The sequence below is a fragment of the Izhakiella australiensis genome (assembly GCF_002006995.1).
Classification (GTDB): domain Bacteria; phylum Pseudomonadota; class Gammaproteobacteria; order Enterobacterales; family Enterobacteriaceae; genus Izhakiella; species Izhakiella australiensis.
Genome location: NZ_MRUL01000017.1, coordinates 39,385 through 52,014, shown reverse-complemented (window position 1 = coordinate 52,014; position 12,630 = coordinate 39,385). Strand labels below are relative to the sequence as shown.

Genomic DNA, 12,630 nt, shown 5'->3' with positions numbered 1-12,630 from the left:
ACAGCGGCAGCCAGCGGCCCTGTGACCTGAAGTGATTAACCCCTGTCCCCGACGGACGGGCGCGAGATTTTTCCACGCACGCCGCTGCCGGTGACGCCGCCCCGATGTTACACCGGTTTACTGACCAGCATTTTCGGCGCCAGCAGCTGCTTGCTGCTGTCGTAATGCAGACCGATGCCGATCAGCGTTTCGCCCGCCGCTAAGGCTTTGCGAATAATTGGCTCGCAGGCAACCGCCAGATCTTCTGTCGGCACCTGAGATTTGGCCTGTGAACCGTTGCCGCTGCTTATCCACGGTCCCTTATCATGCTCCTGGTAACTGAATGTCAGCACTTTGCGTACATCGCCCTCAATCGACAGGCGAATGGCGTAGATCGGCCAGTCCGGCAGGTAGAGGAAATCCTCGTCGATATAAACCGGCGCGTATTCCGAAAACAGCTGGTTAGAAGCATTGGGCGCGGCGCCAATATGGCTGGATACATGATTGCCGCCGGCGGCCAGATCGGCGGTAATATGCATTTGCAGCGCATAGCCTTCGCCCGCGCCGAGGCCCATAAAGTTATACATTTTGCGGTCGGTTACGAAAAGCTGTAGCGAGGTCAGGGTGCCGTTGACCACCAGCGGACGGGAATCAACGGTAAACACGTCTTCGGTATGAACATTCCCCGTCAGCGTGCGGCTCTCATAAGTCTGGATCGGCGGATTTACCGCTGTCACTACCTGCTTCCAAATGACGTCGGCTGCGCTGACGTCTTCTGTCATTTCAATCGCATTACAAAAATCGCGCCGTTTGATGGTGGCTTTCGCATTAAAAAAGGGACCGGATGCGGGAGATAAATGGTCATTGAAGTTGCTCTTCCAGCGCTGATGGCGCCAGTTATCATAAGAGCTGGCGACCAGGCGAGGATCGGCCGCTTCGCCGGACGTTGACAGATAAATATCCGCGGAAGCGTCGGTTTGCAGCAGCGATTTAATATCGCCATCGGCGCCAATTCGCCACAGCTGGTGCAGGCCGTTAATATCTTTCTGCGCGCATACCGTATAGCTGGTTCCTTGCTGCAGGTGGTCTTTACCGGCGCCTTCAAGAATCGACAGCACCATTTTGCTATTGGCGCAAAGAAACTTAACGAGGGTATCGGCCACCGCCGGTGGTTTCAGCGCGGCGATTTCTTCCACGCTGTATTCATGAAAACTCCACAGCAGGCTGAGCGGCGCCTTGCCGGCGCGTTTCGCCAGCACCAGTTTTTCTGCGCTTTCGGCAATCAGCAGATAATCACTGGCGAAGCCGACGCAGGTAATTTCTCCGGCGTCGGAGCAGTTCCAGCGCTGATGGTCTGCGCGACCGAGCTGTTTAACCACCACCGGATAGCTATCTGTGTTGTCTCCCTCGGAGCGATCGACGCTGAGGGCAAAGGCAATGTTCTGGCGTTTGCCCGTGGCGCCGGGTTGCACGGTGATATAACTCACCAGATGACCTTCGGCCGATAGCCGCCAGAGCTGAGCATGGGAAAGCGCCGGACGCGAAAGAATTGTCGCGTCGTTTTGACGTGGTGGAAATGATGATAAAGATATCGCCGCAGGCCGCGCCACGTTCTCAATCGTGAAATAGACTTCGCTGGCAAGGCTGCCTACTTTGTCGCCGTAGGCGCCATAGAACAAAAAGGCGGCGTTATCTTCATGCAGCAGCTGCCTTTTAGTGGCATTAGCGGCGTATTTAGCCAGTAGCGCCCATGCATCCTCGCTCAGAGTCTGCGGCAGCAGATCAATCGTCGGGATCAGATTTTCGCGTTGAACCACTGACCAGCGGCGGTAGTCATACAGCGACTCAGCCCACAACGCGGCATTTTGCACCACGGCGCCTTCGCCGCCGACCGCCTGGAAAGTCAGCTTTTGACTCTCATTTGCGTTCTTCTGGCTGGTGGCATTCTGGGTTGATACCTCCCTGCTGGCTGAGATTTCAGCGCCGACGGAGGGGGTCGCCAGGCTGGCTTTAACCGCGCCGGCAAAGCGCGAGGTGATATCAGATTCCTTTTCGCCGGCGACGAAAACTTTCTCTTCGGTGGCATACAGGCGACCGCCGATCAGGGTCTGGCTGGCAACAAAGTGGCCGAAGGTATCCAGCACTTTTTTCAGCGCTCTGAAGCGCGCGGCGCTAATAGTCGCATCATTGGGGTTGTTATCTGCAACCTGCAGCGTCAGTGCGTGGGCGCAGGCGTGCATAAATTTATCGTTAGCGCAGGGCGCGGCATCATCAAACGACAACTCAATCTGCGGCAGAAAGAAATTAGCGGTGGTGTAAATGGTTTTACCAATGGCGCCGCTGCTGCTGTTCTCCAGCTGGCTGGTACTCGCGCTGATGCCAACGCCGCCCGCTTTGACCAGCCCGCCCGCCGATACCGCGAGTGAAAAGCTGAGATTAGTGATGCCATTTTTTTGCATCTGATGAACGGATTCATCGCTGGTAAAGTGGTTTTCAAAATAGCCAGAAAAGTTCGGGCGGCGATAAAGCACGCTTGCCGCTTCGGTCTGCGGCGCTTGCTGCTCGTTGTCGGCCATATCGGGGCGTTTAAGCACTTCCCGGAATCCCGGCTCAACCGGGTTAGACAGGCTCTGGTCGATAACAATACCGCGATAAAATCCAATACGATCGAGTAAATCCTCACGCTGTGCCGGATTAAGATCGAAAAAATCATGGGCTTCTTTCAGGCTGACGTTGGCCACTTTCAGCAGCTCTACCGCATCGCGGCTGCTGAAGCCACGATCCTGATAAGCCAGGGTTTTCATCTTGTCGAACAGCGGATGGCTGATATCTGGCGTACTGACGCGCACCGCATTCAGCAGCTGAGAGCGACGGTCGGCGGCCTCTTTTTCCTGTGCGCGTTTACTTTGCGCAGCCTCACGCTCTTCTTTTTCAATATGGTTAATTTCTTTCTGATTTTGCAGGTCGGCAAGGCGCTGGGAAACGCTGCGCTTCGCGCCGTCGGACTTAGCTGCGCCATCGCTATCATCATCAATGGCGACCGCGCGACCTGGCAGCAGACTGTCGCCAGACGCCGGTTTTTTTTGATCGTTGCTCATAGGGTTGTGGCCTTAGTCCTGGTCGTCACGTAGCGAAATAACATTCTAAGGATTATCGGCAGGATGGCAGGCAGCTTTAATCAGCCACGTTAAGTCAGGCAAACAGGCGCAAGGATGGGGGCGTGCCGAATGCCTTACCCGGCGGGCGCAGGACAAGGCTGGAGCGGTCAGCGGGAATCGAACCCGCATCATCAGCTTGGAAGGCTGAGGTAATAGCCATTATACGATGACCGCATGGTGAGTCGTACAGGATTCGAACCTGTGACCGATTGATTAAGAGTCAACTGCTCTACCAACTGAGCTAACGACCCACTGCGCAGGCTATCATAGCCTGAATTCAGCATAATTGTCTGATCAATATCAATATAATGCCGTCGAACCCGTATCGCAGGGACAAGGCTGCGGCAGAATGCTGTGTGCTGGCGGACAATCAGTCGCTATAGCCGACGGATGGGAAAAGTTGCAATATAATTTATTAGGTAAATGCTGGCCGCTGCTGATAAATCCGTTGCGGTGTGCTGCCAGTCATCATTGATTTTATCGACCACCAACGGAATGGAAATTAATCCATGAAAAAGCTGATTATCGCCAGTGTACTGACGTTATTTCCTCTGCTGTCATCAGCTAAAGCGCTTTATCTGGCGGATTTTGCCAAGGCGCCGCAGACGCAAAAAGTCTATAGCGCGTTGATTGCGCAGGCGGGGCTGCCGGCCTGGGTAAAACAGGGGGGTACCGGCTCTGCGGCCAGCGAAGTGGTGCTTTCCGGCGTCAGATACCAGGTTTTATCCGGCTGCAAGCCGCATAGCTGTGCCTCGCAGCAGATTGCGCTGATCTATTCGCCGCAAACTCACAAGGGGTACGCAGTTTATTCGCAGTTTGATGAGGAAAGCGCGACGCAAAGTTTGCGCTGGCTGAATGGCGGGCAGGAACTGCCGATTGATATTCGCACCGTGCTGTTTGCCCGTCTTTCTGGCAGCCTTGAGAATCATCCTGACAGCTTTAATTACTGACAGGCGGCGTTACCCCGATTTGAGGTCTTCAGAAGACCATCAGATAAATTCGCGCAGAGAAACGACAACCTTGCTTGTACCGCATCTGAAACTGGAAGATTATAGGGCCTTCTGCGTTTTATCTGAGTTTGGTCAATGTTAATCAGAACCGATGAGGCCAGGACTATCAATACTGATAGTCGTCTGGCCTGTACTTTAGCCGCTGTGGCCGGGGCGCTAAATACGGCGGCATTTGAGATCGTGGGCTTCTTTTCTGCGAACATGACCGGAAACGTTTCCTCACTGTCCGACCATCTTGCCAAAGCGAATCTGCAGGCGGGCGTATTCTTTCTGGCGGTCGTTTGTCTGTTTATTTCCGGCGCGACCTGCTCGACCATTATTATTAACGCCGGTAGACGCAGGGGGATTCGCAGCATTTATGCTTTTAATATTCTTATTGAGGGCATTGCGCTTATTATTCTCGGCGCGCTGGAGAGCTGGCTGACGCTCTCTTCGCCTGGGGTCGTGCTGATCCTGAGCCTGAGCTTTTTGATGGGAATACAAAATGCCGTGGTCACGCGTATTTCAAACGCGCGGGTACGCACAACGCATGTTTCAGGTACAGCGACCGATATTGGTATTGAGCTGGCTATGCTGTTTGACGTGTTACGCCGCAAAGAATCCCCCAAAGATGCTCCGCTTTACCTTGAAAGGCTGGGTCTGCACTTTTTTACTATCATCGCATTCCTGGCGGGAGGTATTGCCGGAATTTGGCTATTTCATCTGCTCAGCTATAAATTTTTGATACTGGTCGGGCTGGGGCTGATTTACCTGGCGGCTGCGGCAATACTGAAGAATAAGCCAGCGCATTTACATCATCTTTAAGCAGGGTCTGAAGGTTATCGTTGCCTCGTGCACAGGCTGAGCCTGGGCGCAGCATGCAACGGCAAACGACTCGCGGTTATCACCAGGCGCTGAAGCAGCGTCTGCGGATTTTTTATGCGCCTGGCAATATATAGACGCCATCGTTGAAGGGAAGGCTATCTTCCCGGGGCAGGGTGCCTGGCGCTACGTAGTCATCTCTGTACCAGACCACGTCCTCAATATTCACCGGCAAGGCGCATTTTTCGCAATACATGCGCGCCACACGGTCATCTTGCGATGAATCCGTCGCAGCTCTGAAGCGGTCACAGCCGCACTCCTTGCAGTGTAATTTTATCACCGGCATGATGGGTTGCCTGAAAGTTTAAAGAGAATCATTAGGAATGCTCTTAAAGTAGTTCTAATTTTGAAGTTCAGCAAGTTTTAGTTTTAATTTATATATTTAAGATTATTGTGCTTTCTAACTGTTTTTGTCTGTTTTTTTATATTTCCTTCTGGTGATTTGCAGCAGGATGTATAAACCTAAGTGCAAAAGTAAGTACACAATGCGGCTGGGAAATTATTGATCTTTATTTTTTGTTGTCATTTGCAGGGCGTTTTACCATGCCGGGGGTGCTGAAGTTATTCATTCCGGCGGTAAATCGCTGCTCAAAGCCGGGCGGGCGCGCTGTTTCTGAAGGCCCTGCCGTCGGATGAGATCGCTAGCAAGCAATGCGGCTCCAGCGCTTCGGCTCCGGTAACGGCCCGTAGTCAACGCTTTCTGAAGGTGTTAAAGCCACTGGCAGTATTTTTTGTCAGCGGCTTGTCTGACTCTGCAACGACTGGCGTTGCACAAACGTCATTTAGTAAACGAGATGGCTTCGCTGAGACATTTCTCAATAATAGAATGAGGGCTAACCTCAAGCAGCAGGCATATCTCGAGGAAAAGGTCGATTCTCACCGGTGACACGCCTCTTTCTATACGCGAGATATGTTGTTGACTGTAGCCTAAAATCGAGCTGAACTCCGTTTCAGTGAACCTTCTCATACGCGCTTTTCTGATTTCTTTACCTATTAACTTTCGTGATGTTGCTATTAAGCTTTCGTCTTCCAACAACATTATTTCTCCCTATTTTTCTCTCCTGTTAAATGTGTTTTTTTAGCTGATAATTTCCAGTTTTATATGGACTGTGAATAATGAAGATAAACAAGATGGCAAGGATTATCGTGGTCGCTTACTCGCCAGTATGCTCGTTATTGACAGCCGCCTGGCGATTTTCTCACTGTCTTTACCCGGTTGGGCGGATCGGATAGTCATCTCCCCACGTGAGATTTCCGGAAAGAATGTTCTGGCTGTTGTTGAGAATAAATTTTCCGATGAAAAGTTTACTGGTTAACAGGTTGTTTATAAGGTGAGTCAGATCATCTTTAAAGAAGTTTTTTTTCAATGAAATTAAAAGCCTGCTCGTCATCATGAAGTTGATTTCTTTTCTTTAAAGAAGCTAATGATTTACGAAGTGTTCATTGGTTATCAAGCATTTTTTAATTTATTTTTAATTACGTAATTAATGGCTGGTTAATAAGTTTTAATAAGATTTTTTTTCTTCTCATACTCACCCTAAGAGTAAATTACGCGTCTGATGCCAGATGATTTTTTTGCGGTTATTTTACGAGGTAAACCATTTTAGCTGGCGCTTTGTTGCCTGACAGAATACGAAAGAATATATTATGTAACGCTGCGCAGGATAAACAACCGGCGCCTGAAGCGCCGATAATCTTAGTTAGTCAGCCATAAAGTCAATAATGGCCCGCGCGATCGTTTCGGCATGCGTGTCGAGGGCGAAATGCCCGGTCTCCAGCATCTGCACCTCAGCATTCGGCAGATCCCGTTTGTAAGCCCCGGCTCCGGCTGGCAGGAAAAAGGGATCGTTTCTTCCCCAGATGGCTAACAGTTTTGGCTGATACTCGCGGAAATAACGTTGAAAATCGGGATACAAAGCGACGTTGTTGGCGTAATCAAAAAACAGATCGAGCTGAATCTCGTCGGCGCCGGGGCGCTGCATAAACCAGATGTCCAGTTCGCTGCCGTCGGGTGAAATCACGCTGGTATCCGCAACGCCATGCTCATACTGCCAGCGGAAAGACGCCGGCGTCAGCAGCTGGCGAATCGCCTGGCGATTGCTATCGGTAGGTTCGCGCCAGTAGCGCTGAATTGGATCCCAACCCTCGGCCAGACCCTCTTCATAGGCATTGCCATTTTGCGAGACGATCCCGGTAATGCGTTCGGGATGCGCCAGCGCCAGCCGGAATCCAACCGGGGCGCCGTAGTCAAACACGTAGATAGCATATTTCTTGATGCCAATAATTTCAGTAAAGCGCGCGATGACGTTAGCAAGGTTTTCAAAACTGTAAGTGAATTGCTCGCGCGGTGGTAGCGCTGACAGGCCGAAGCCGGGCAGATCGGGCGCGACCAGATGAAAATGCGCGCTCAGATGCGGGATCAAATCGCGAAACATATGGCTGGAGGTGGGAAATCCATGTAGCAAAAGCAGCGTGGGTTTCTGCACATCGCCAGCTTCACGATAGAAGATTTTAAAGCCGTCAACGTCGGCGTTACGGTAAAAAGTGGTGCTCATAATGATGCTCCTTGGTTAGTCAGACGGGCGCGCAGCCCGGCATTTTCGGTTTCAAGCTGTGCCAGCCGATCGCGCAGCGGCTGGATAACGTTGGTTATCTCCTGCGCGCTGTAGCGTGGGGTAATATGCTGGGGGCAATTCCAGTCGAATGCGTCCAGATGTAAACGGAAAAGCCGTTCAGGTTTAGCCCGATAACCGCTGTCGCTGACCTGTTCAAGTAGCGCTGGCTCGTCATCAAGCGCCAGCGTTTCGACGTGGGCATAAATTTTGAGTCGGGTGCGACGTGGATAATCCACCAGTATCAGGCAGGCACGCTTGCTGGAGGAAAGGTTACCGGTGGTGATGTACTGACGATTTCCCCGATAGTCGGCAAAAGCCAGCGTATGCGGGTCAATCAGCTTCAGAAAGCCCGGCGGACCGCCCCGGTGCTGAACATAAGGCCAGCCAGTTTGCGAAATCGTGGCAATATAAAAACTGTCGCGCCTGGCAATGAAAGAGTCTTCGGCTGCGCTAAAACGCGCGGTTTCTGTCGGCTTTGGTCGATGCTGCCAGAGAAGCTCGCTACCCATTGCGGCCTGCGCGGCGCGCACCTCGGGTGTGATGGCGATATCAAGAAAATCAAAAGACATTTTTAACCTCCCCTGAGACATAAACACACGCTGCTCAGCGCGATGGGGAGATTATGCTGCTTTCCATTTATATTTATAATCCACTAAAATTAAGAATCTTATTCTCAATAAATGGAAGAATAGATGGACCGTCTTGAAGCGATGTCAATGCTGATAGCCGTAACCGAACACGGCAGCCTGTCGGCGGCCAGTCGTACGCTGCAGGTGCCGCTGGCTACGCTCAGCCGAAAGATTTCCGATCTGGAAAGCTTACTGGGTACACGCTTGCTGATCCGTACAACGCGCAAGCTGACGCTGACCGATGCTGGCGTGTCTTACATTGAGGCTGCGCGGCGCATTCTGGAGCAGGTGACAGAAGCCGAGCGCCAGGCATCAGGGGAGTTTGTCGCGCCGAAAGGCGAGCTGGTGATTACCGCGCCGGTGATGTTCGGGCGGCTGCACGTGCTGCCGCTGGTGGTGGATTTTCTGGAACAGTTTCCTGAAATCAGCGTCAGGTTATTGTTATCTGACCGCAATGTCGATTTGGTGAATGACCACGTTGATATGGCCGTACGCATCGGCAGGCTGCCGGACAGTTCGATGATTGCCACCTCGGTTGGCTCAATGCGCACCGTTACCTGCGCCAGTCCGGGACTGATTGCGCGCTATGGTCAGGTAAACAGCCCGGAGGATCTGGCGAGCCTGCCTTGCATCACGCTTGAAGCGCCGATGCCTACCTATTGCTGGCGCTATCGCCACCCGCAGAACAACCAGCCGCTGGAGATTGCCATTCAGTCACGGCTGACGGTGACCACCACCGAGGTGGCGGTGCAGGCCGCGATACGCGGCGTTGGTGTAGCGCGATTGCTGCATTATCAGGTGGTTGATGCTGTCGGACGCGGGGAGCTGAATATGCTACTGGCACAGTACGAACCGGAAATCGTGCCGGTTCATCTTATCCACGCTTCACGCGGGCAGATGCCGCTTAAAATGCGGCGCTTTCTCGACTTCGCCGCGCCTCAGCTGCGTGAGCAGTTGAGGCGTATCGTCGGCAGGGCGGATTAGACGCCTGCCGTGCTAGCCAGCTTTACGGTGCGTCTGCGGCATGAACAGCGTGGCCAGACCCAGCAGCGGCAGGAAAGCGCAGGCGCTGTATACGGCGGCAATACCGTATAAATCAGCCAGCTTACCCAGCGCGGCGGCGGCGATGCCGCCGATGCCGAACATGGTGCCAAACATAATGCCGGAAACCATTCCGGTGCGCCCTGGCACGATCTCCTGGGCATAAACCACTAAAGCAGCGAAGGCTGATGACAGAATCAGGCCAATGGCGACAGTCAGGATTATTGTCCAGAAAAGGTTGCTATGGGGCAGCAGCAAAGAGAAGGGAATTACGCCTAAAAAGGAGATCCAGATAACGGCCTTGCGACCGATGCGATCGCCCACCGGACCGCCGACAAACGTCCCGATGGCTACGGCGGCAAGAAAAGCAAACAGGCAGTATTGCGCCTGTTCCAGCGGCAGGCTGAAATGCTGTATCAGATAGAAGGTGTAATAGTTGCTGATTGAGGCGATATAGGTGAATTTTGCTAACAGCAGCACGCCGATAACGCCTAACGCCAGTATCACCTGTTTGCGCGCCAGTGGCTGTAGCGTCGTGCTGTGCCTTTTCATCTGCGTGTGGCCGTGGGTAATCGTCCAGGCGCTAACCCGCGAAAGAACGATGATCGCCAGTAGCGCGATGACCATTAGCCAGGCCACGGAAAGCTGACCGTGCGGAAGAATTAATAGCGCAGCCAGAATGGGGCCAAAGGCCGTTCCCGTATTGCCCCCTACCTGAAAAGCGGACTGCGCGGTGCCGAAGCGACCTCCCGAGGCCATCCGGGCCACGCGTGATGCTTCGGGGTGGAAGGTTGAGGAACCCACGCCAATCAGCGCCGATGCCAGCAAAATTATCATAAAATTACCGGCAACCGACATCAGGCCGATCCCTGTAAGCGTTACGCCCATGCCGGCGGGAAGCAGGAAAGGCATGGGATGCTTATCGGTATATAAACCAACCCACGGCTGCAATAACGAGGCGGTTATCTGATACACCAGCGCAATCAGCCCGATCTGAGTATAAGAGAGGGCGAATTCCGCTTTTAGCAGCGGATAAATCGCCGGCAGCGTGGCCTGGATCATATCGTTGCAGCCATGGGAGATCGCTACGGCAGCAACAATTTTCGTCAGAAAGCCTTGCGTTTCAATCGCATTCGATGACAGCGGCGGCGCTGTCCTGTCTTTTTTAGTCTCCGGGGAGGACCATAGCATGATGTTTTTCCGTCAGTCTGCTTATTGCCAGAATTTGCGCTTGCTGGTTTTGCCAATGCCGGGATTATAGCTGTTGGTTGGATCAAGCTGACGCAGATGCTGTTCGTGCTCACCCGTTGCGTGGTAAAGGTGGCCGACGTTGTGCTCGGCCGGGTAGCGTGCGCCGCGAGCCTCGATACAGGCAATCACCTCGTCTTTAAACTTCTTCGCATCGACGCCCGGTCGCAAAATATAATCCTGATGATTCACAAAGCAGAAGAAATGGCCGCAGCAGGACTCTTCGAGTACCTGATCTGCCAGATGAGCCGGCAGTTTAATGCGCCAGTCAGCGTCATTACGACGCAGCGCCACGTCAAAAGCCACCAGCCGTTGATTGGTATCCATAGCAAAATAGTCGCAGTAGCAAATGGTACAGCCGCCAACGCCGAAGCGAATTAAAAAAGCGTCTTTTTGCTCGCGGCTGTCGCAGCGGAACCAGTCCCCCTGACGCTGGGTGAAGAAGGTACTGACCAGCGATTCAAGCTCGGCCGTATCCCGGGCATCGCATTTAATCATCAGGTGATGCTCAAAGCGATTGCGCCACTGCAGAAGGCGGGGCGCAACCGCTTTAGGGGTAAGGCGATTGACCATTTGCAGCATGCGATCAACCGCATTGTGGGGCAGGATGCGTAAATTTTTTACCCGGACATCCCAGCGGGCTTTGCGCGCCAACAGCGTCGGCAATGCTTCAGGGCCGAATCTGTCGATAGCCCGGTACATATGCTTTGCGTAGCGAATGGTCAGGTCAAACGCATTTCGATGAATATATTCGGCCTGCAGCGGCAGCGAACTGAGCTTCTCCAGTAGAAAGCGCCGCAGGGCGACCAGTTCGCTTTCATCGTGGGTGCCGATATAAATGGTATCGGTGCTTTCACAGGCGTCAAAGGTCGCCAGCCGGACGGCGAAAACCGCGAGCTTTCCCGCACAGCCGGCGCTGTCATGCAGATAGCTGGTATTGCCGTTGTAGCGCGCCGGGCTGTCGGCATCGACGTCGCGCAGGATGTCGGCATAGTCATCAGCCCAGATTTTCCCCTGCCAGTCCTGCTGATGCCCGGTGGTATAATCCTGCTGCTCAATGCGGCGGATCATCTCTTCTGGCGTGTCACCAAGATCAATTCCCAGATGATTGACCAGCTGCAGCTCGCCGTTGGCGGTTATCTGCGCAAACAGCGATTTTTCGGTAAACGCCGGGCCGCGACGGATCAACGAGCCGCCGGAATTATTACAAACGCCACCGACGACGGAAGCGCCAATGCAGGATGAGCCAATCACCGAGTGCGGCTCTTTATGATGCGGACGCAGTGCATTTTCCAGCTCGGTAAGCGTACTGCCCGGCAGCGCAATGACCTGGCGGGCCTCGTCGATGATATGTACCCCTTTGAGCAGGCGCGTGCTGACGACCACCAGCTCCCTGTCATAGTCATCGCCATCTGGCGTTGAGCCGCCGGTAACGCCGGTATTCGAGGCTTGCATCAGAATAATGGTGTCGGTTTCTACGCAAATTTTCAGCACCTGCCAGAGTTGCAGTAGCGTCTGCGGCAACGCAACGGCCAGCGCTTTCCCCCGGCCTACCCGAAATCCTTTGGTATACCATGCCTTATCATCTTCACGAACAAGCAGGTGGGAAGCGGGGATAATTTGCTGGAGGCGCAGAATGACTTGCGGCTGACTGACGGTACTTCCCACGATTAAAGGCTCCTGAACAAAATAGAGTTAGGATAACACCAGCAAGGGGTGCTGGATGATACGGCCGAAACGCAGTATCTCAACACTACAGGAGTAGGGTGTCAGATGTGAAGAGGGCGGGGGGGTATTTTCCTGACCCTCTTGTAGCGTAATCACCAACCTGCCAGCCTGCGCTTCCACCCGTACGGCTTTGCCCGGCAGAAAGCCAAAGCCGGCCAGCCAGTTACCGGCCAGTTTGATTTGTGGTTTCGCCGCGCCTTTTCCCTGATTAGGCAGATAGCCTACGTGCAGAAGACGGGTTTGTGGCGCGGGTGTCGCGTTGCGGGCGCTGCATTGACGAGGTTTCTGTCTGCCTGGCATCTGATATTCCCTGTTCACTAAACGCAAATATAACCACGTCAGTGTAACCAGCTCAGAAAGA

Annotated in this window: 11 protein-coding genes and 2 tRNA genes; 4 read left to right on the top strand and 9 right to left on the bottom strand. The window is 53.3% G+C overall.

What is annotated here, in order from left to right; all coding sequences use genetic code 11:
* Positions 1 to 107 precede the first annotated feature (107 nt).
* From BTJ39_RS19115 to BTJ39_RS19105, 3 genes are all read right to left on the bottom strand, one after another.
* Positions 108 to 3,077 (bottom strand): hypothetical protein, encoded by a 2,970-nt coding sequence (locus tag BTJ39_RS19115; protein ID WP_078004315.1) that lies wholly within the window; start codon positions 3,075 to 3,077, stop codon positions 108 to 110.
* A gap of 159 nt (positions 3,078 to 3,236) precedes the next feature.
* Positions 3,237 to 3,311, bottom strand: a tRNA-Gly gene (locus tag BTJ39_RS19110).
* Between the two features lies 1 nt (position 3,312).
* Positions 3,313 to 3,388, bottom strand: a tRNA-Lys gene (locus BTJ39_RS19105).
* 258 nt (positions 3,389 to 3,646) lie between these two features.
* Here BTJ39_RS19105 and BTJ39_RS19100 point away from each other — a divergent pair.
* Entirely contained in the window at positions 3,647 to 4,087 is a 441-nt protein-coding gene (locus BTJ39_RS19100) for an Ivy family c-type lysozyme inhibitor (RefSeq protein WP_078004314.1), read from the top strand.
* Positions 4,088 to 4,222: 135 nt separating this feature from the next.
* Positions 4,223 to 4,951, top strand: coding sequence for a YoaK family protein (locus tag BTJ39_RS19095; protein WP_078004313.1), 729 nt, complete (start codon positions 4,223 to 4,225; stop codon positions 4,949 to 4,951).
* Between the two features lie 835 nt (positions 4,952 to 5,786).
* Here BTJ39_RS19095 and BTJ39_RS25455 read toward each other — a convergent pair.
* A complete protein-coding gene (locus BTJ39_RS25455; protein ID WP_078004311.1) occupies positions 5,787 to 6,047 on the bottom strand; it encodes a helix-turn-helix domain-containing protein in 261 nt (86 codons plus the stop codon).
* 70 nt (positions 6,048 to 6,117) lie between these two features.
* Between BTJ39_RS25455 and BTJ39_RS24650 the strand changes: the two genes are divergently transcribed.
* The gene (locus BTJ39_RS24650; protein ID WP_139356383.1) at positions 6,118 to 6,324 is read left to right on the top strand and encodes a hypothetical protein; all 207 of its coding nucleotides are present in this window, start codon (positions 6,118 to 6,120) and stop codon (positions 6,322 to 6,324) included.
* 384 nt (positions 6,325 to 6,708) lie between these two features.
* Here the strand turns inward: BTJ39_RS24650 and BTJ39_RS19075 are convergent, their stop codons facing one another.
* Both BTJ39_RS19075 and BTJ39_RS19070 read right to left on the bottom strand, forming a co-directional pair.
* Positions 6,709 to 7,563 carry an alpha/beta fold hydrolase gene (locus BTJ39_RS19075; RefSeq protein WP_078004309.1) on the bottom strand — a complete coding sequence of 285 codons (855 nt, stop codon included), beginning with the start codon at positions 7,561 to 7,563 and terminating at the stop codon, positions 6,709 to 6,711.
* On the bottom strand, positions 7,560 to 8,192 hold the full coding sequence (locus BTJ39_RS19070) for a pyridoxamine 5'-phosphate oxidase family protein (protein ID WP_078004308.1): 633 nt from the start codon (positions 8,190 to 8,192) through the stop codon (positions 7,560 to 7,562). The genes BTJ39_RS19075 and BTJ39_RS19070 overlap by 4 nt, the downstream gene beginning before the upstream one ends.
* Before the next feature lie 123 nt (positions 8,193 to 8,315).
* Here BTJ39_RS19070 and BTJ39_RS19065 point away from each other — a divergent pair, with 123 nt between their 5' ends.
* Positions 8,316 to 9,236 (top strand): LysR family transcriptional regulator, encoded by a 921-nt coding sequence (locus tag BTJ39_RS19065; protein ID WP_078004307.1) that lies wholly within the window; start codon positions 8,316 to 8,318, stop codon positions 9,234 to 9,236.
* Between the two features lie 12 nt (positions 9,237 to 9,248).
* Here the strand turns inward: BTJ39_RS19065 and BTJ39_RS19060 are convergent, their stop codons facing one another.
* Genes BTJ39_RS19060 through BTJ39_RS19050 form a run of 3 tightly spaced genes read right to left on the bottom strand, consistent with a single transcriptional unit; the run spans position 9,249 to position 12,569 of the window.
* The gene (locus BTJ39_RS19060; RefSeq protein WP_078004306.1) at positions 9,249 to 10,484 is read right to left on the bottom strand and encodes an MFS transporter; all 1,236 of its coding nucleotides are present in this window, start codon (positions 10,482 to 10,484) and stop codon (positions 9,249 to 9,251) included.
* A 21-nt stretch (positions 10,485 to 10,505) separates the two neighbouring features.
* Entirely contained in the window at positions 10,506 to 12,209 is a 1,704-nt protein-coding gene (gene dld, locus BTJ39_RS19055) for a D-lactate dehydrogenase (RefSeq protein WP_078004305.1), read from the bottom strand.
* Positions 12,210 to 12,236: 27 nt separating this feature from the next.
* Complete coding sequence (locus tag BTJ39_RS19050; RefSeq protein ID WP_078004304.1) at positions 12,237 to 12,569, bottom strand: SymE family type I addiction module toxin; 333 nt, start codon at positions 12,567 to 12,569, stop codon at positions 12,237 to 12,239.
* Positions 12,570 to 12,630: the final 61 nt, after the last annotated feature.